This window comes from Herpetosiphon gulosus (assembly GCF_039545135.1).
Lineage (GTDB): Bacteria > Chloroflexota > Chloroflexia > Chloroflexales > Herpetosiphonaceae > Herpetosiphon > Herpetosiphon gulosus.
In genome coordinates this window covers 1-20,743 of record NZ_BAABRU010000022.1, presented here as the reverse complement: position 1 = coordinate 20,743, position 20,743 = coordinate 1, and the positions used below count along the sequence as shown (strand labels likewise).

Annotated in this window: 8 protein-coding genes; 2 read left to right on the top strand and 6 right to left on the bottom strand. The window is 52.2% G+C overall.

What is annotated here, in order from left to right; all coding sequences use genetic code 11:
- From ABEB26_RS22350 to ABEB26_RS22340, 3 genes are read right to left on the bottom strand one after another with little or no spacing between them, the layout of a single operon-like run.
- Complete coding sequence (locus ABEB26_RS22350) at positions 1 to 4,587, bottom strand: amino acid adenylation domain-containing protein (protein ID WP_345724306.1); 4,587 nt, start codon at positions 4,585 to 4,587, stop codon at positions 1 to 3.
- Positions 4,584 to 13,961: a non-ribosomal peptide synthetase/type I polyketide synthase gene (locus tag ABEB26_RS22345; protein ID WP_345724304.1), complete on the bottom strand. Its 9,378-nt coding sequence runs from the start codon at positions 13,959 to 13,961 to the stop codon at positions 4,584 to 4,586. Before ABEB26_RS22345 ends, ABEB26_RS22350 begins: the two co-directional genes overlap by 4 nt.
- Positions 13,958 to 15,697 carry a fatty acyl-AMP ligase gene (locus ABEB26_RS22340; protein WP_345724303.1) on the bottom strand — a complete coding sequence of 580 codons (1,740 nt, stop codon included), beginning with the start codon at positions 15,695 to 15,697 and terminating at the stop codon, positions 13,958 to 13,960. The genes ABEB26_RS22345 and ABEB26_RS22340 overlap by 4 nt, the downstream gene beginning before the upstream one ends.
- A gap of 330 nt (positions 15,698 to 16,027) precedes the next feature.
- On the opposite strand from ABEB26_RS22340, the gene ABEB26_RS22335 reads away from it, so the two are divergent.
- Positions 16,028 to 18,523, top strand: coding sequence for an ATP-binding protein (locus tag ABEB26_RS22335; protein ID WP_345724302.1), 2,496 nt, complete (start codon positions 16,028 to 16,030; stop codon positions 18,521 to 18,523).
- A 391-nt stretch (positions 18,524 to 18,914) separates the two neighbouring features.
- On the opposite strand, the gene ABEB26_RS26995 is transcribed toward ABEB26_RS22335, so the two are convergent.
- From ABEB26_RS26995 to ABEB26_RS22325, 3 genes are read right to left on the bottom strand one after another with little or no spacing between them, the layout of a single operon-like run.
- Entirely contained in the window at positions 18,915 to 19,202 is a 288-nt protein-coding gene (locus ABEB26_RS26995; protein ID WP_486348325.1) for a transposase, read from the bottom strand.
- Positions 19,093 to 19,569 carry a transposase gene (locus ABEB26_RS22330; RefSeq protein ID WP_345724300.1) on the bottom strand — a complete coding sequence of 159 codons (477 nt, stop codon included), beginning with the start codon at positions 19,567 to 19,569 and terminating at the stop codon, positions 19,093 to 19,095. Before ABEB26_RS22330 ends, ABEB26_RS26995 begins: the two co-directional genes overlap by 110 nt.
- Before the next feature lie 21 nt (positions 19,570 to 19,590).
- Positions 19,591 to 20,184 carry a transposase gene (locus ABEB26_RS22325; RefSeq protein WP_345724299.1) on the bottom strand — a complete coding sequence of 198 codons (594 nt, stop codon included), beginning with the start codon at positions 20,182 to 20,184 and terminating at the stop codon, positions 19,591 to 19,593.
- Between ABEB26_RS22325 and ABEB26_RS22320 the strand changes: the two genes are divergently transcribed.
- The gene (locus ABEB26_RS22320) at positions 20,161 to 20,502 is read left to right on the top strand and encodes a hypothetical protein (RefSeq protein ID WP_345724298.1); all 342 of its coding nucleotides are present in this window, start codon (positions 20,161 to 20,163) and stop codon (positions 20,500 to 20,502) included. The two genes, ABEB26_RS22325 and ABEB26_RS22320, sit on opposite strands and share 24 nt — an antisense overlap.
- The last annotated feature ends 241 nt before the right edge of the window (positions 20,503 to 20,743 follow it).

Genomic DNA, 20,743 nt, shown 5'->3' with positions numbered 1-20,743 from the left:
CTATTGCCCCTTTGCTTTCAAACGTGCCAACAGCCGATCCAGATCGTTGGCCTTGACGCGGGCCGCTGGAAAATCCGAGGGAGCCAAGCTAGCATTTGCTGTTGGCAGTTGCAGCAATAGCGCCAAAGCTTGCTGATAGTGCTCGGCCAATTGTTCAACTGCTGCCCGTACTGCTTGATTGAACTCCCAATCGATCACCAAACCACCACCAGCGATATAACAATTAATTTCTAGGGCATGGCTGCGTTGATTGTTTGGGGCCAAGGTTTGGTTGGAAAACTCCAAGTTTAGCCCTTGCAAGGGAGCTAAAGTTTGTTGGTTATCAAGCTGGCCGAGGTAGTTAAAGGCAATCGCTGGGGCATGGGTTGGCACAAGGCTAGCGCGAATCGCTGGATCAGCGTGCAAATAGCGCAGCATGCCATAACCAGCCCCAGCCTGAGGCACTGTTCGCAAGGTTTCTTTGATCTGCTTAATCCATTCATTTGGTTGATCAACCCTGGGAAAAGCCAAGCGCACTGGATACAAACTGGTGAACCAGCCAAGACTGCGGCTGAAATCATGCTCAGGGTCAAGCGATTCACGGCCATGGTTTTCAACATCAAGCACCAGCTGTTGTATATTTGACCAGCGCTGGAAGGCCATGGTCAAGCTAGCGATTAGCAATTCGGGCACGCTAGCGCGAGTACGCTCAGGCGCGTGATGCAGCAATTGCTCAGTCAATTCAGAATTAAGTTTGGTTTGAAAGCGCTGAGCTTCAGCAACCACACCCGCAGTGCCAAGCTGAGCAATTGGCGCAATCACTTCAATCGTTGAGCGCCAATAAGCCAATTGGCCGATCAGCTGCGGCGTTTGAGCTTGTGCTACCAAATATTCCACCCAGCTGCTAAATGGCGTGGTTGCCGCTGGCACAGCTTGTTGGTTGAGTAACAAGGCCAAATCTTCGAGCACAATTCGCCACGAAACCCCATCGATAATGCTATGATGAGCTACTAATAGCAATTGATCTTCACTAGTGCCACGCCATAAGCCAGCTCGTAATAACGGAGCTGTTGCCAAATTAAACGAGGCTTGTATTTCGGCATCACAGACTTGTTGCTCATTCAAACTTGGTTGCTGCAATTCGCGCAATGGCACACTTCCAGCCGCAGCATAGCCTTGTTGCCAAGCCTCAGTTTGGGTAAATACCAAGCGCAAACTTGGGTGCAAACGCCCTAATTGATCAAGCGCTGCCTGAATTTGCTCCGTCGCAAACCCTGTTTGCAACTTCACAACAATGCTTTGGTTGGCATGGGCCGGGTTGGCTAGTTGGCGCTCAAACAGCCAATGCTGCATCGGGCTAAGTGGCACGGCTCCCTGCAAACTCAAAGGGTCAAGCGCTGGCTTGGCTTGGGTTTGCTGGCGAATCGCTTGGGCCAAGCTGGCAATCGTTTGGTTTTGGAACAGCAAACGCGGCGTTAATATCAAGCCATGCTGGCGTGCAATCCCGACCACCTGCATCACCAAAATCGAATCGCCGCCAAGGCTAAAGAAGTTGGCATGGCGATCAACTGCCTTCAGGCCCAACACCCGCTGCCAAATTGCCATCAACTGAGCTTCATGCTGATCGAGCGGGGTAGTTTGGGCCACATCAAGCGGAGTTTGGTTGATCTCAGGTGCGGGCAATGCTTGGCGATCAATTTTGCCATTGGGGGTTAATGGCAGGTTATCTAGCCAAATCACAGCACTTGGGAGCATATAGTGCGGCAGTTGTTGGGCGACATGGCTCAACAGAACTTGGGTATCGCGTATAGCGCCATGCTCAGCCACCACATAGGCCACTAAGCGCTTATGCCCAGGCCGATCTTCACGAATCATGGCTACCGCAGCATGGACAGTAGCATGGCTCGCCAGCGTAGCTTCGATCTCACCAAGCTCAATTCGGAAGCCATGGAATTTGACTTGCTGATCGATCCGCCCAAGGTATTCGAGATTACCATCGGGCAGGTAGCGCACCAAATCGCCCGAACGATACAAGCGTTCAAAGGCTGGTTGGGGTTGCTGACAACGAGCAAGTTCAGTCCGAACCGCAGCCAATTGTTCAAGCTGTAAAAAACGCTCGGCGGTCAATTCAGGCCGCTCATGGTAACCGCGCCCAACCCCCAAACCAGCGATATACAACTCGCCAGGTACGCCAATTGGCACAGGCAAGCCCGCTGGATCAAGCACATATAACTGGGTATTGGCAATTGGGCGACCAATCGGCACAGCCGCCCATTCGCTTTGGCCAGCTTCAGCCTGATAAATCACACAGCCAACCACGGTCTCGGTTGGGCCATACTCGTTGATCAAACGCAGTTTGGGAGCATTAGTTTGCCAAAAGGCCACATGTTGCTGCAACAAGGCCTCGCCGCCAATCACAAAGGCGTGGCTTGGCCCAATCTGTTCAGGTGCAATCAATTGACTCAGGGCTTCCATATGGGCTGGAGTAATTTTGAGCAGACTATAGTTTTCGCTGCTTAGGCGTTGGGCTAACCCTTCTAGTTCATCCTGCTCAGGCAGCAAATCAACGGTTTTGCCAGTACAGAGTGGTCCCCACAAAGCCGTAATCGTCGCATCGAAGGCCAGCGACGAGGCCAGCGGCGCACCATTGCCCTGCTCAAAAGGATAATAATTAATTGCCCAGTGTAGATAATTGACCACCCCTTGATGCTGAATCAGCACACCCTTGGGCTTGCCGGTCGAGCCAGAGGTATAAATCACATAGGCCAATTGCTGCGGGTCGAAATCAACTACTGGCGCGGTGTTCGGCAAGCTAGCCAGCGTTTCAGCCTCAGCCACCACATCGAGAATGCTGGCGTTGCTAACCAGCGTTGGCAGCGCTTGATGGCTGGCTTGCACAATCAAACTAGCGGCTGAATCGGCCACCAAATATTGCAAGCGCTCGGCGGGATAAGCCGGATCAAGCGGTAGATAAGCGGCCCCAGCCTTCAAAATTGCTAGCAAGCTCATCACCATCTCTGGGCAACGCGTCGCATAGACCCCAACCATTGCGCCTTGAGTAACCCCCCGTTGTAGCAACAAATGGGCCAGTTGGTTAGCTCGTTGATCAAGTTCTGTATAGCAGACTATTTGGTTATTCCAACGAATCGCCGGGGCATTAGGAGTGCGTTGAACTTGCTGCTCGACCAAATGCTGCAAGCCGAGCTGGTCGGGGAAAGGTTGCTGAGTTTGGTTCCAATCGACTAAAAGCTGCTGACATTCAGCATCGCTCAGGATACTGAGGTAGGCCAGCGGTTGCTTTGGTTGGGTCAAGGTTTGTTCTAATAAGCGCAAGAAATGGTTGCGCAAGCGCTCAATCGTCGCTAGCTCAAACAAATCACGGTTATATTCCAAGCGCCCGACCAAACCAGCGGGCGTTTCTTCGAGAAACAAAGTCAGGTCAAACTTAGCATAGCCTAGATCGAGTGGTAGTTGTTTAATCGTCAGGTTGGCGATGTTGAGTTGCTGGCTTGGCACATTTTGGTAGGCCAGCATCACCTGAAAAATCGGCGAATGGCTCAGATTGCGCTCAAGCTGCAAATGCTGCACCACCTGCTCAAACGGCACATCTTGGTTGGCATAGACCGCCAAACTTTGCTCACGAACCTGCTCAACCAAACTCAGCAAATCGAGGCTAGGACTAAGTTGGACTTTAAAAACCACGGTATTGACGAAAAAGCCAATCAGTGGTTGGGCTTCGGCAGTCGTGCGATTAGCAATTGGCGAGCCGATCAATACCTGATCTTGGCGGCTATAACGGCTTAACAAACTGGCAAACACAGCCAAGGCCAGCATAAACGGCGTAGTTTGGGTTTGCTGCGCCAAATTGCGCAGTTGGCTAGTTTGTTGGCTTGGGATGCCAAAACTCAGCGTGTTACCAGCAAAACTCTGCTGAGCAGGCCGAGGATGATCAGTCGCCAACTCCAAACGTTTGGGAGCATCGGCCAATTGTTGTTGCCAAAAATCCAATTGTTGCTGCTGGCGTGGGCTAGCCAACCATTCGCGCTGCCACTCGCTATAATCGGCATATTGCAAGGCCAAGGGCACAAGTTGTGGATGAAAGCCAGCGCGATAGGATTCATAGCTGATCACTAACTCTTGGATAAATAGCTCCATCGACCAGCCATCGGAAATAATGTGATGCAGTACGACGGCCATCAAACAATGCTCAGGCGCAAGTTGAAACAACTCAAGCCGCACTAATGGGCCTTGGCTCAAATCAAATGGCACTAAACAACTAGCCTTGGCTTGTTCGAGCGCCACAAACCAGCGTTGCTCAAGATCAAGTGCTTGCAAATCGTGGACAATGGGTGTAAGCAACAACTCACTGCTAATCAATTGCATCGGCGTTTGATCAACCATGCCGAAGGTGGTGCGCAAACTCTCGTGGCGCACAATAATGTGGTTAATGCTCTGCTGCAACGCTGTCTGATCAAGTGGCCCCTGAATTTCGAGCAAACTGGCGATATGATACAAGGCACTATTGGGCTGAAGTTGCTCCAAAAACCAGAGTCGCTGCTGAGCAAACGACATTGGGAAGGCAAATACCTCACGCTCATTCATGGTCATGCCGCACCTCCATCGTTGGTTTCAGCAATTTGGCCAAAGCCGGTTGCATTCAGATTGACTCGTTGACGCTGACGCTTGAGCGCGGTTGGTTTAGCGATTTCGCTAGGTTCAGTTTGAGCAGCGGCAACTTGCAAAGCCAGTTCGGCGATGGTTGGTGCTTCAAACAAGCTGCGCAATGGCAAATCGGCCTGGCACTCGCTGCGAATCAAGCCAATCAGCTGGGTTCCAGTCAACGAATGACCACCCAATTCAAAAAAACTTTGATCGATGCTGACTTGGCTCAGATTGAGCACCTGCTCAAATAGGCTGGCAAGTTGCTGCTCTAGCGGGTTGCGCGGAGCCAGATAGACCGTGGTTTGGATTGGCGCTTCTAAGGCCGCCAAGGCGCGACGATCAACCTTGCCATTGGGGGTAAGCGGCAATTGCTCCAGCAACACGAAAGCTTCGGGCTGCATATAGTCGGGCAGCGCTTGGCGCAAATGTTGGCGAAATTGCTGAGTCAGCGATTGGCTCTCTTGAAGTGGGTTGTTAGCATAGGCCGACCAAGCTTTGCGTGGGCTGGCAAGGGCTTGAATTTGGCGTGGCAAACCAGCATCCGCCAGCTTGGCATTGGCATAAAACAGCACATCGTAGCAACCAATTTCGCCGCTTTGGGCCAAGGTTACGCTAATTCGGTAGCGCCCATTCAGATGCAAGCTATACCAATCTTCGGGGTCGATGCCTTGTAATACCAATGGTTGCATGGCTTGTTTCAACTCGCCAGCAGTCGCTGGTTGCTCCGATGCATGCAGAGCTTGCCACAAACCGCAAGCCTCGCTCAGCCGACTATTGGGTACATTGGCGATTCCCAGTGCTTCGGGCTGGCTTTGCTCAAGCACCTGACGCACGAGGCTCAAACTCAAACCATCAGCTTGCCAATCAAACCAATGCGGCTGCACATCGAGGCTTGGGCGTTGCACATGCAGCACCACATCATAGCGAAAACGAGTTAGTTCGTTGTGAATTCGCCCGCGTTTCAGCACAAGCTCGACATGGCTGATTTGCGGATATTGCTGTTGTAGCGCATAGAAAAAGCTTGGATCGATCACCAACTCTTGATCACGCAAATGCTGCTGTTGCGCCAATTGAGCAATTTGTTCCACCGCCAACTCATTTGGCGCTTGAAACAACTGAATCGAGGCATGGAGCAATGGGTTGAGGCTCAAGTTGCGAATATCGCCAAGATAAATTCGCCCGCCCGCCACCAGCGCATCAAGCCCAGCCGCCAACACCTGCACCAAATACTCGATGCTAGGGAAATATTGAGCCACCGAGTTGATCACAATTGTATCGACACTATGTGGGGCGATGCTGCTAAAGTCGTGAGCGGGAACCTGAGCCAAACTGACATGCGGCCAATCATGAATTTGTTGATCAAGCCGTTGTTGGACGTAAGCCAACACTTCGGCGGCAATATCGTGGCCGCGATAGCTCAAACAATAAGGAGCCAGCGGCAACAGCAACATACCCGTTCCACAACCAAGTTCCAAAATTCGGCTTGGTTGTTGGGCCAAAATATTACGGACTGTGACCCAACTCCATTCGTGCATGGCCTCTGCCGAGAAGGGTTGACGGGTATAGCTATCGTTCCAGCCAATTGTGTTGATCGTGCCATGTTCGCCAGCACTCAGTTGATCATAGGTATCAGCCCAAACGCTATCCCATTGCTCCAAACGAGCACTGGTAGCCTGTTCCGCTGGTTGATCAGTGGCTTTAGAAACCACATAGGCAATGAGGCGCAATTGACCTTGAGCATTCGGGGTGGCCGTGACAATGCTTTGATGCACTGCCTGATGTTGCGCCAAAGCCGCTTCAATTTCGCCCAACTCAATCCGAAAGCCGCGAACTTTAACTTGATGATCAATCCGCCCCAAGTATTCAATTGTGCCATCTCTGCGATAGCGGGCCACGTCGCCAGTGCGATAACAACGCCCAGCAGCAACAAATGGATCAGCCAAAAAGACCGCTTGAGTTCGTTCAGGATCATTCAAGTAGCCGCGACCAACGCCCACGCCACCAACATAGAGTTCGCCAATCACCCCAATCGGCACTGGTTGCAACAATCCATCGAGAATATACAAGCGGGTGTTGATCACCGGACGGCCAATCGGCATATGCACCACATGCGCCGCCGGAGCCGCGCGAATCACATGATGGGTCACATCATCGGAGCATTCGGTTGGGCCATAGGCATTCATCAAGGGAATGGTGGAATACCACTTGAACCAATCGCGGCAGGCTGGCGGCGGCAAGGCCTCGCCAGTCAACAAGAGCCAGCGTAATTGATCAAAACTGGGTAAATCATTGGCTCGATTGGGGAAAATTGTCAGCCATGCACCCAGCAGTGAGGGCACAATTTCCAAAATCGTAGTTTTTTGTTGCTCAGCATAGCTCAGCAACACTTCCGGATCACGCGCAATGCTATCGGGGTAGATTTGGGTTTCTGCGCCAACCAACAAGGCTACCAGCATCTGCCAAACCGAAATATCAAAGCTTTGACGGGCATTTTGCGCCACCCGATCAGCCGCCGTCAGGTGTAAATCGACAATCTTAGCATACAGGTGATTGACCATGCCGCGTTGTTCGATCATGGCTCCTTTGGGCAAGCCAGTTGAGCCAGAGGTATAAATTACATAGGCCAAATTGCTGGCTTGGGCTTGAATCGCTGGTGCTTCACTGGATAATTCAGGATTGAAGGCTTGTTCAAGCAGCACCAACATCGGGCGTTGATCGCTGGGCAAAATGCTCAGCGCTGCGGCCAAGGTAGCCTGCCAAGCCTCGCCAACAAGTACTAAACGACTTTGGCTTTGTTGCAAAACTTGAGCCAAACGCCGTGGCGGATGCTCTAAATCGAGCGGTAAATAGGCCGCGCCAGCCTTGAACACGCCCAAAACCGCGCTAACAAAATCGCAGGAGCGATCAGCTAGAATTGCCACAACCTGATTCGTACCGATTGCCAAGCTCTGCAAATAGTTGGCCAAGCGATTAGCACGTTGCTCCAACGCTTGATAACTGTAACTAGTGTGCTGATCGCTAACCGCAATCGCAGTGGGGGTGCGCTGCACTTGATCAGCAAATAATTGGCTATAAACCTGATCGAATGGCACATGCTTGGTTGTGGCATTCCAGGTTTCAAGCAGTAAGTTCACTTCATCGGAGTTCAACAAGTCTAAGCGTTCGGCAGGGCTGGTTGGTTGCTGAGCGGCACTCAACAAGAGTGTTTGATAATGGCCCAGCCAACGCTCAATCGTGGCCTGCTCAAACAAATCGCTGTTGTAATCGCAGTACACCACCAATTGTTGATTCAGTTCCAACACATTGACGCTTAGATCAAGCGCAGTCGCACTAATCGATTGGGGTACAAAGCTAGTTTCAAGCCCACCAAAGTTGGGAGCTGGCGTTGGCGGCTCGAAGTTGAACAAGGTTTCAACAATCGCCGAGCGACTAGCATCACGCACAGGGTTCAACACTGCCAACAGTTGGGCCAAGGAATAATCTTCGTTTTCGTAGGCATCAAACAAATGCTGACGGGTTTGATGCAGATAGTCGCTAAAGCTCTGCTCAGCTTGTAAGCGGCTGCGCAAGGGCAGCAAATTGCCACAATAGCCGACAATTGTTTCGCTGCCCTCAAACGAACGGGCCGCCGCCGGAATGCCCACCACCAAATCGGCTTGGCCAGTCAGGCGATGCAACAACAACTGATAGCCCGCCAACAGCACCATAAACAAGGTCGCACCCGATTGACGACTTAGTTGTTTCAAGGCTTGATAGCTGGCTGGATCAAACACCTGCATTACTCGTTGGCCAACATAGCTTTTGAGCGCTGGGCGCGGATAATCGGTTGGCAAGGCCAATGGGGCTGGCAACTCAGCAAATAGCGCTTGCCAGAAATTGGCTTGGCCAGTCAGATCGCGGCCAGCTTTCCAAGACAGATAATCACGAAACTGCAAAGGCTGGGCCAATTGCGGCGTTTGAGCATCACTCAAGGCTTGGTAGATTTGAGCAACTTCTTGCAAAATTACCCCAACCGACCAACCATCAACCAATAAGTGATGGGCCACAATACTCAGCACATAGCGATCTGAGGTAAGTTGAGCAACCTTGCAGCGCAACGGGTTGGCTTGGCTCAAATCAAACACCTGTTGATTATGTTGAGTAAACCATTGATCGAGTGCTTGCTGCTGATTGGCTGTGGTTGAAAGATCAATCAGTTTGAGCTTAATTGGTTGTTGTGGCTGGACAATTTGCTGCTTGCCATCAACCGCAATCAGCGTGCGCAAACCCTCATGGCGCTGCACAACCAGATTGAAGGCTTGCTCCAAACGAGCCAAATCAAGCTGGCCACGAATTTCCAAGCCCGTTGGCAGATTGTAGGCAATCGCCTCGTGCTGACCAAGTTGGCCCAAAACCCACAGATGATATTGATCTTCGCTCAAGGCAAAACGATGAGGTTGGTTCAATTGGCGTTGTGGTTTGGGCAAAAATCCGCCGTTTTGCAGCGCTTCGACCGCATTGCGAATCGCGCGTTTGAGCCATTCCACGTCGGCGGCGCTATGCGCAGTTGAGAAGAAACAATTACGGCCTTCCCAAATATAAATCCCTTGCAACAACAAATGGTAAAAGAATAAATCGAGGTTTTGCTTGAAGCTGAAGCGGAAGAGCGAGCCAAAATTCACCACGCTAATTGGCGCTTCGGCTTGAGCAAAATAGGCATTCATTTCAGCCGCAAAGCTGGTCGTTTGTTGATTGAGCTGGTCATATAGCCCTTGTCCAGTCTGTTCAATCGCCGTCAGCACTGCCTTAGCACTTGCCAAGGCCAAAGGATGTTTGCAGAAGGTGCCAGCGACAAAGGTAGTTTCGGCTTGAGGAAAAGAATCGTCGCCATATTGCCAAAAGCCGCCATCAAGCGCATCGAGGGTCGAGCCACGCCCAGCCACCACGCCAATCGGCATGCCACCACCAACAATCTTGCCATAGGTCGCGAGATCAGCTTCGATGCCAAACCAAGCCTGCGCCCCGCCCGCCGCAATTCGAAAGCCGGTAATCATCTCATCGAAAATCAACAGGCTGCCATGAGCGTTGGTTAATTCGCGTATAGCTTGCAAAAACGCTTTGGGTTGCAAATCAGGCCGACGGCTTTGGACTGGCTCGACCAGCACTGCCGCCAATTCGGGCATCAATTGCTCAAGTGTGACCAAACTCTCAGGTGTGGCATAATCCAACACCACAATATCATCGACCATACCTTGCGGAATACCAGGAGCCAGTGGAACCGAGGTTGTCGCAGATCCAGCTTGAGCCGTGGCCAAGGTTGCATCGTAAAAACCATGATATGAGCCCGCAAACAGCGCAATCTTTTTACGGCCTGTGGTGGTGCGGGCTGCACGAATTGCCGTAAGCACTGCTTCAGTGCCTGAATTGCAAAACGCCACCCGATCCATCCCCGTAATTCGGCAAATTAATTGGGCAACTTCGCCAGCTAAGCGAGTTTGCGGGCCAAGTTGATAGCCTTGGGCAAGTTGGCTCGCCAAGGCTTGAGTGGTAATTTCAGGTCGATGCCCAAATAAATTCACCCCAAAGCCCATGGTCAAATCGAGATATTGATTGTGGTCAACATCCCAAATTTTGCTCCCTTCCGAGCGCTCGCAAATCAGGGTATACAACATCTCTTTGATCGAGAAGCGAAAACCCGCCGATTCACGATTGTCGGCCAGTTGGGCGCGATAGGTTTGGGTTAGCTGCTTAGAAGTCGCGGTACGAGTGGTGTAATCCTTGATCAATTGCTGCAAATGGGCTTGTTGTTGGCTGCTCAGATCGTTAGCGGTAATCGAGCCTGGCCGTACTGGCTGGTAGGGCACATAGGCTTTGGACGCAGCCGCGACGGGGGTTGGTGCTGGCTTGAGTGCTGGGTTGTCAGCAGGAGCGGCAATTGCTGGGCTAGCTGGTTGACTAGCCGCTTGAATCGGAGTTGTTGACACCGACTGGCCTGCCAACAAGGCTAACTGCTGTTGCATCAAGGTCAACTGTTGCTGCACCACGGCCTCTAAGCCTGCCGCTGCAACTGGGGTAACCGCCAATGGGACTGCTATTTGAGGTTGGGCAACCACCTGAACCATGCTTGGCTGACTGGGTGCTAACTCAGCCTCAAACGTGCCATGAGCATCAAGAAAACGCGCCAAGGCATCAAGGCTGGCCAAATCTTCAAACAATTGGCGCATGGTAATATGCACGTCATAGCGTGATTCAATCGCGCGGCCAGCATCGATCATCACCAACGAATCAGCGCCCATTTCGACAAACGAGCTATGCACATTAATCTGCTCGGGATTGACATGGAGTAAATTGGCAGTTAGGCTGCGTAATTCAGCCAAAATCGTGCTATGGCGGCTTGAGGCGCTAGCAGGCGTTGGTTGAGCGCTAGCTTGATTCATACCAGTTCCTTCCGTAAACCAATAACGTTGGCGATCAAAGGCATAGGTTGGTAGCAGCACAGATTGCGGCTGATAATCGAGATTCAGTGCGGCCCAATTAAGTTCACAGCCATGGGCCAATAAGGTTGCCCCCGCGTAATACAGCGATTCCCAATCGGCTTGTTGGCGGCGCAAACTCGCCAGCCATGTCAGATCAGGCAGCCCAGCTTGGCGACCTAAATCGATCAATGTGCTATGCCCGCCAATTTCGAGGATATGGCTCACGCCGCTGGCAACCAAGCTTTGCAAGCCACGATAAAACTGGACGGGCTGACGGGTGTGTTCAGCCCAATATTCAGCGCTAGGAGCTTGTTCGTGCCACGAGCCATCGAGGTTGGCAATTAAGCGAATGTGCGGAGTATTGGCGGGATGTGCACTAAGCACTTGCTGAAAATCCGCCAGCATCGGCTGCATCAAGCGCGAGTGAAAGCCATGCGATACATCAAGTTGTTTATTTGTTATGTTGAGTTGATTTAATTGAGTAGCAAACTGGCTGATTGCTGCTTCGCTGCCCGCCACCACCACTGCATTTGGCCCGTTGATCGCCGCCAAATCAAGCTGATGCGGCGCGAGCAATGGCTTGATTGTTTCGAGCGGAGCGCGAATTGCCAGCATTGCACCATGCTCAGGCAAGCTATGCATCAATTGAGCGCGTTGGGCGACCAAACGCAAGCCCTGCTCAAAACTCCAAACTCCAGCCAAAACTGCCGCGCTATATTCGCCAATGCTATGGCCAAGCAAAGCGACTGGCTCGATGCCCCACGAACGCCAAAGCTGACCAAGAGCATAGCTCACCACAAAAATGGCGGGCTGGGTGTAGCGGGTGTCGCGCAGCAAGGCGTTATGTTCAGGTTGATACAACACATCAAGCAGTGGAATCGCCAAATAATCATTGAGAATAGTGTTGGCTTGATCGAGAATTTGGCGCACCAACGGCTGAGTTTGATACAGGGTTTGAGCCATACCCACATATTGGCTGCCTTGGCCTGAGCAGACAAAGGCAATGCGTGGCGCTGGTTGGTGGTGCTGGGCATAGACGCTACCTGTGGCTTGAGGGTGCTCAGCTTGTTGCAAGCGTTCGAGCATTTGTATTTTGTCTGTAGCGAAGACTATTAGGCGATGGCGCATTGAGGCACGTTGGTGGTAGGCACTCCAGCAAATATCGGCCAAACTTGCATCAGTTTGAGCCAAATAAGCCTGATAGCGTTCGCTCAGTTGACGCAATGCTGCTTCGCTGTTGGCTTGCAAGCACAACAACTGGATTGGAGCTGGGCTTGGTTGCGGCAAAGACTTAGGCTGAAACGGTGCAGCTCCGAGAATCACATGAGCATTAGTTCCACCAAAGCCAAAGCTGCTAATGCCCGCATAACTGCCGAAGCTATACCACGGCTGTGGGCTGGTGGCGATTGCCAAGGCTGAGCCAAGCTCAATTTGCGGGTTGAGTTGTTGAAAATTAGCTTGGGCTGGAATAATTTGCTGCTGAAACGCCAAAACCAGCTTGATCAAGCCCGCAATTCCGGCGGCAGCCTCAAGATGCCCAAGGTTAGATTTGATCGAGCCGAGTACACACGGCTGTTGGCGTTCGCCTAGCACTGCTTGCAATGCCGCAACCTCAATTGGGTCACCCAAGGGTGTGCCTGTACCATGAGCTTCGATATAACTTAATTGATCGGGCTGAATTTGGGCTTTTGCTAGGGCTTGACGAATAACGGCTTGTTGAGCCTGCCCATTCGGCGCGGTCAAGCCATTACTGCGGCCATCCTGGTTGACTGCCGAGCCATGAATCACCGCCAAAATTGGGTCACCCGCCGCTTCAGCAGCATCAAGCCGCTTCAACAGCACCATACCACAGCCTTCACTCCGCACATAACCATCGGCAGCAGCATCGAAGGTATGACACTGGCCTGTACCCGAAAGCATTTGGGCTTGAGCAAATGTCACGCTTAGCTCTGGGTTGAGGATCAGATTGACCCCACCAGCCAGTGCTTGCTCGCATTCGCCAGCTAGCAAACTTTGGCTGGCCAGATGCACCGCCACTAACGACGAAGAGCAAGCAGTATCAAGCGCCATGCTTGGGCCTTGCAAGCCAAATACATACGACAAGCGATTGGCGGCGATACTATGGGCGTTGCCAGTGCCAGCATAGGCATCAAGCAAGTCAAGCTGGGCAAATTGCAAACGAGCATAATCGTTACTGCTGATGCCCAGAAAAACCCCGGTCGCGCTACCCACCAATTGATCAGGCGCAATTCCAGCCCGCTCAAAGGTTTCCCACGCCACCTCCAAGGCCAAACGCTGCTGTGGATCGATCCGGCTAGCCTCGCGCCCAGAAATCCCAAATACTTGCGGATCGAATTGATCGACCTGCTCGAGAAAACCGCCCCAGCGAGTGTTGATTTTGCCTGGTGTGCGAGCTTCAGGACTATACAAGGCCTGCTGATCCCAGCGATCAGCAGGCACAAGCCCAATTGCGCTACGACCTTCGAGTAGCAATTGCCACAAAGCTTCGGGCGAATTGGCTCCAGGTAAGCGGCAACTCATGGCCACAATTGCAATCGCTGGGGTTGGGCTAGCGCTGGGTTGGTTGGGCTTGAGCACTGGCAAGGGCAGCAGTTGCGCTTGATCCTGTGCTAAAAAATTGCTTAATGCCTGAATCGTCGAATATTCCCAGAGCACGGTTGGGGCAACTGTGCGCCCCAGCCATGCCTGTAAATCACCACTTAAGCCGACTGCCTCACGTGACGATAGGCCCAGATCGGCAAATGGAGCCGTTGGTGCTACTAGTTCGGGGGAGCGTTTCAAACGTTCAGCAATCTGCGTTTGCAGCCAAGCGGCAATCTCCGCAGCGCTATAGGTGGAACTCATTCCTCACCCTCCAAGGTATTGAGGGTTTGGCTCAAATAACGTTGGCGGCATTCGCGGCGGCGCACTTTACCACTTGAAGTTTTGGGCACTTGACCAGGTCGTACCCACATCAAATCGGCGATTGCCAAATCGTGTTGTTGTTGCAAGGCCAAACGCACAGCCTTGGCAGCCTCTTCAGCTTGGTTGGGGCGGCGAATTTCGGCCACAATCACAATTTGCTCACCGTCAGGGCCATCGACCGCAAATGCAGCACAACCACCTTGGCGAATCGCAGGGTGTGCCAATTCAACACTTAATTCCAAATCTTGGGGATAATGATTGCGGCCATCAATAATAATCAGGTCTTTGAGCCGCCCAGTGATATACAACTGCTCGTTGTGGATAAAACCAAGATCGCCGGTGCGTAAGAAAGGCCCGCGCCCATCAGGCAGCATCAATCGAAAGGTTGCCTCGCTCGCACTAGGGTTATCCCAATAGCCATGGGCAATGCTGCGCCCGTGAATGCAGACCTCGCCAACCCAACCATCGGCACAAATTTGGCCTTGCTCAGGATCGACAATCGCCACAACTTGCGGCGCGGCCACCACGCCAGAGCTAACCAACAACGTCCCAGTTATGCTCGGAACCGCCTGATGTTGGCTCAAGGCTTGGGTATCAACCGTAATGCTCGTTGGCTCGGCGGCATGCGGCGCACCACTGACAAACAAGGTGGCCTCAGCCAAACCATAACAGGGCAAAAAGGCTTGAGATTTGAAGCCCAGTGGGGCGAATGTGCGACTAAATCGCTCAAGCGTTGCCGCGCGAATTGGCTCAGCTCCATTAAACGCCACCCGCAAACGGCTCAGATCAATACCTGCCAAAGCTTCGGGCTTAGCTTTGGCCACACATAAATCGTAGGCAAAATTAGGCCCACCAGTGACCGTCACACCTAAATCGCTGATCATGCGCAGCCAAATTAGTGGTTGTTGCAAAAAGGTCAGGGGGTCGATCAAACTTAATTCACAGCCAGTAAACAACGGCTGCATAATCCCGCCGATCAAGCCCATATCGTGGTAGGGCGGCAACCAAATAAACACATGATCATCAGCCGTAATCCCAAAACTTTGGGCAATCAGGCCCGAGTTATAAACCAGATTTTCGTGGCTAACCATCACGCCGCGTGGTTGCGAAGTTGAGCCAGAGGTATATTGCAAAAAGGCCAGATCATGGGTATCGATGCTGGGGGCTTGCCACATACTCGCCAGTTGGCTATTAACCAAATCGCTGGCGATCCATTGCAATTGGCCAAGGCCAGTATATTGTTGTGATAAGGCTCGTTGCTGAGCCACAACCTCGCTAGCTGCCAACATCACCCGCGCTTCGGCATTGCTAATAATCGCATCTAAGCGTTGATCGTGGCGATTGGGGCGAGGTGGATAGGCTGGAACGGCAATCACGCCAGCGAATAAACAGCCGAAAAATGCTTCAACATAACCTAAGCCGGGCGGGTATAATAACAAGGCCCGATCGCCTGGTTTGGTAATACGTTGCAAAACGGCGGCAATTGCCTGGCAACGCTGTGCCAATAAGCCATACGATAGACTAGTACGGTAGCCATCAGCCGTATAAAAATTAAGCGCAATCGCTTCAGGAGTCGTTTGTGCCCGCTGAAGAATAATTTCAACAAAACTTGCAGGTTTGGATTGAATCGTCGTAGAACTACCACCCGCCTCCAACACCAGATCATGATCAAGCATAACAACCTCACACTGTTCAACTGCAAGGCATTACACCATAGCAACCATGGTTACAACAGCTATTAACCTGATATTGATAGGCGCTTAAAGTGATCGTTTTAGGGTATCGCTTAAAGTATCGCTGGTGATCTTGTTTTGGAACACTGATCTGAACGATGATTACAGGCGGTAGTAAATGATCATTAAAAGATGGGTGAGTGTGTTGATTCGCTGTGCGTCACCAGCAGGTCATTCATGATTAATCATTCCAAGGCTGACGAGTGGCTGAATTGTTCCAATGCACAGATTTGATGGGTAGAATGCAGAATTCACTCAGGAGGCAGAAATGCAATGAAGCAACGCCAAGCGTTTGCTGCATGGCTCCGTCATGTACGCCATGAATTACAGTATAGCCAAGACCAATTTGCCGAACAACTGAATTATGCCACGGTCACCTATCGCAAAGTTGAACGTGGGTTAGCGCCATCAGCAGCATTTTTAGAGCGGCTCGCAGCAGTGCTCGAATTACCAGCCAGCGATATGCGTATCTTGCATGACTTTGCAAGCTCCGATACCGCCTTACAAGCACTCTCCTTACCGCACCATCTGGAGCATCTCCAACCGCATGTCGCCAAGCCTAAACCAGCGGTTGCAACCACTCCACATACGTTGCCAATGCTGCCCTACCCTTTAATTGGCCGCGAACGTGAGGTTGAGACGCTCACCAACTTGTTACAACACCCTCAACATCGCTTGATTACGGTGATTGGCCCGCCTGGGGTTGGCAAAACGCGGGTTGCTCAGGCAGTAGGTTGGGAAAGCCTCGGCCATTTTTGCGATGGAGTTTGGTATGTTGAGGGTATTCAATGTACAACTATTGCTGATTTTTGGGTCGATATTGCCAACATGCTTGGGCGTTCGGCCAATAGCTTGATGACTTTGCTCGAACAAATTAGTGCATTAATTGGCCAGAAAAGTAGCCTATTAATTTTAGATAATTGTGAGCATTTAGCCGAAATAAATCTTGGTTTAGCCCAAATCTTGGCTCAATGCAGCGGCTTGAAAATCCTGGTAACATCACGTACCAGCCTAAAACTACGCATCGAACATCTCTTTTGGCTGCATCCCTTTCCTACACCCGACCCGCAGAGCAGCAATTTAAGCGCCATTTGGCAAAACCCAGCCGTGCAACTCTTCTGCCAGCGTGCTCAAGCCAGCAACCATGAGTGGCAAATCAACGATAGCCAAGCCTCAATTATTGCCCACATTTGCCAACATCTTGATGGCTTGCCACTAGTCATCGAATTGGCGGCTGTGCGCACCCAATTCGTTACCCCGACGACACTCCTTGCCCGCTTAAGCAACCGGCTTGGCATCTTAACCAATACCATGCGCGATGCTCCAGCCCATCAAAGCACCCTGCGGCGCACGCTTGAATGGAGCTATCAACTGCTTGATAGCAACGAACAACAGATTTTTGCGCGGCTCAGTGTGTTTGCGACCGATAGTGATTTTGAGGCGATTGTGGCGGTTTGTGTTGATTTAGTGCCCTCGAACGACGATATTTTCGATTGTATGGCCAGCTTAGTTGCCAAAAGTCTGGTTATTCATCGCCCCGACCCGCAAGGTAATTCACGCTTTGGCATGTTGGCGACAATTCGCGAGTTTGCTGCCAGCCTGTTGTCTGAGCAGCAACAAACGCATTATTACACCCAACGTTACATTAATTATTATATGGAGTTAGCCGAAAAAATCGATCGCGAACTCCGTGGCAACGACCAAATTCGGCTCCTAGAGCAGCTTGAGTCTGAGTTTCATCATTGGCAAGCAGTGTTACGTTTGTGTCTCAACCAACAACAGTATAGTGGCTTCTTAAGGCTCTTTGCAGCGCTTAGCCAATTTTGGTATGGTCATGGTCACTTTATGGAGGCTTGGCAATGGCTTAGTGCGGTCGATGAAGCCTTGAACCATGTCGATTCGCCAATAATTCAGGCGCGGGCGGCACTTGGTGCAGGCATCGTAACCAATATTCATCATTGCCTTGATCTACCATTGGGCTACCTTGAACGTGCCCTCGATTTATGTCAACAACTGAATGATCAGCAGGGAATTGCCACATGTCGGCTATTGCTCGGGTTAATTATGATGCGCAAACATCAATATGTGCAGGCAACCCGCTGGCTCAACCAAAGCCTAAGCTATTTTGATTCGAGCGTTGAGTATTGGCTTTTGAGCATTAATCATTTGCTGCTGGCTCAATTAAATATCTACCTCAACGATCTTGAGCAAGCCAGCCATTACCTTGATCTGATTGGGCATTCACCACAATTACGCCTTGATCCTTTTCGATTGTCGTGGTATCAATCATTACAAGGTCATGTAGCCTTTTACAAACGCTCTTACACCGAGGCATTAACCTGGCATCAACAAAGCCTCATCGAACGCCAACAGCTTGGCATCAAGGGTGATATTGCGGTTTCGTGGCTGCGGATCGCCCAAACCGAGCGAGCTTTAGGCCATTATCAACCAACCCGTAATGCCCTCGAACAAAGCCTCAAACTTTGGCAAATGCACGATAATCAAGAAAACGTCTTGCATTGTTTAGAAGAATTCGCAGCGCTGCTGGCCTATGATCAAAAGCATCAGGCTGCAACCCATCTGCTAAGTTATGCTTGGTTTCAACGCGAACAGCGTCAATTACCGCATCCACCGATCGATCAAGCACGGTCGCAACAATTTGGCATGTGGCTGCAAAATCAACAACCAAGCCACGTTTGGCGCGAAGCATGGAATCATGGCCAAAACCTCAAACTCGATCAAGTTATTCGCTTAGTGATCGTCCTATAACTGGTTCGTATCCGACACCAGAAACCCTTGATGGACGGCTAAATCATAGCCGTCCTAACTACTGCCTAGTTCGCTTGAGGAGTAGTTAGGACGGCTGGCTTACGCTCAGTAGGTAGAGAAATTGTGCTTCTTGGCCTCCTCAAAGGTTAGTTCAACGATTATGCCATAGCCAAAACGCTATCGAAGCCAATGCGTTTGCCAATTGAGCGTGCCAAGGTCGGCGTAAAGGGAGACCACAAAAAAGTCGGGAGTACTACCCCGATAACGGCAGCGATGGGGCAATCATCGGTTCAGACCGGAAACCCGCATACCACCCGCGAACGGTCGCCTCCCAATCACCATTGAACACCTGGGTTCGCACGGGACTGTCAAGTAGATTGTGTATTTCGCCTCATGACCCCGGAAAGCGTCCGTCAAAGCGAATGGCCAATTGGTTGCGAATGCGTGCCCAGTTCGGCAGCGTGACCCATTTTGCGGTGATATCGCGATTCACCAAGTACAGCAGTTTCCGCACCGACTCCACCGTCAGGAATGCCCCCTTGGTTTTCGTTACCTTGCGCAGCTGACGGTTATACCCCTCGACGGCATTCGTGGTATAAATGAGCCGCCGAATATCGGGCGGATAGTCGAACATCGTCGCCAGCTCCTCCCACGCTCGCTCCCAACACCGCACCGCCATGGCGTACTGCCCGCCCCAGCGTTCGCCCAGCTCCAGCCAGCTTGGTTTCGGCCAGTTCACGCGTCGGCGCTTGGTAGACCTGCCGCAGCCCTTCCGGATCATGCCAACTACTCGCCGCCAGCAGCCATTGCTGAAACACCAGCCCAATCAATTTGGCGTAGATTTCACACAGCACCCGCGCTGGATTGGCCGTGTGCCAGTCATCGATCCGCGCATGGCTTTTCCACAGCTTAAACTTAAACAGCAGTTCAATTTGCCAGCGCACGCGCACCAACGCCCAGACCTCGGTCGGGCTGAGCAGCGTGCGCGGCGCATTCGTCATCACCACATTCCAGTCGGCTAGCGCCAAGACTGCCGCCGATGGCATCCGATGCTGGTGCTGGGCATGCTAGCGAATCCGTGCCCGTCGCTGATCGGCAACGGCCCGCGCCACCCGCGTGACAACCAGCCGACCATGCACCTGCTGCTCCTTGCCAACAATGATCGCACAATCCCACGTGGTCACCGGGCCAAGCTCGCGGACAAACGTGGCCAACGGCTGCACCGCATGCCCCGGATAGGCAACGAGGGCATTGCTGGGCAGGCGGGTGATCCACAAGACCCCCTGCTGGTCGTGGTGGTGCAACCGCTCGAGATGGTAAAACCCACGATCCGCAAGCAGCAAACTCCCCGGCGGCAGATCGCGCTGCTGGATCGGGCGCTCCCGCTCCGCGGCCCGTCCGTTGACCAAATCAAGCGCGGTGATCGCGCCCGTGAGCACATCGAGCTGAACACCACATTTGAGGGTGGCTCCGCCGCCCGTGGTCGCATTGCCACAGCCGCGCCAGGTGCGGGTAAGGGCATCGGGCAACCCGATAGCGGTGCTGTCATGGACGCGCACGCTGGCAAAGCGTTGGAGGATGGGCAGGGCCACGGGATTGGCGGCGATGACGGGCTGGATGCTGGCGAGGACGAGCCGGTGGAGCAGGTCAGCGGTGGCCATGGTGAAGCGCGATATCACTACATCACCCACTTGGCGCTGGCCGAGAATTGGGCAACCCTGTGGCAGGTCTTGGATGCGGGAGACTATGGCGAACAGAAAACCCGCTTTGATCCCAGTACCCGACTCTATGTACTCGATTTGGATCGGTGTCGTGAGAGTACCATTACGGAAGGGCAATCAGTCAATGAGCATATCCAGAACCTGCCACGCCTGTGGAAGTATAGTTTGCTGCGAACAATGTTGAGCAGTCGGGTCGATCAATGGCCAGAAGATTTGTTTATAGCTCTTGTCATCAGTATGTCACCATTTCTCGTTTGAACGCTAAAATCATCACTGGTTCCCTGATCGGGTATGCTTGGGGTGCTATCCAACCAATCAGACCCAGGAGAACCAGTGATGACCGCGTTGACCAGTTTAACCAGCCAGCGTGTGCTTGATGATACCATGGCGATTGTCCAAGCGCACCTTCCCGTATCGGCCTCTGGCTATCGCTGCCAGACTGCTGACCTGTGGCGGGTGTTGCTGCATGCGATGACGCATACCCACTCGATCGAAGCGA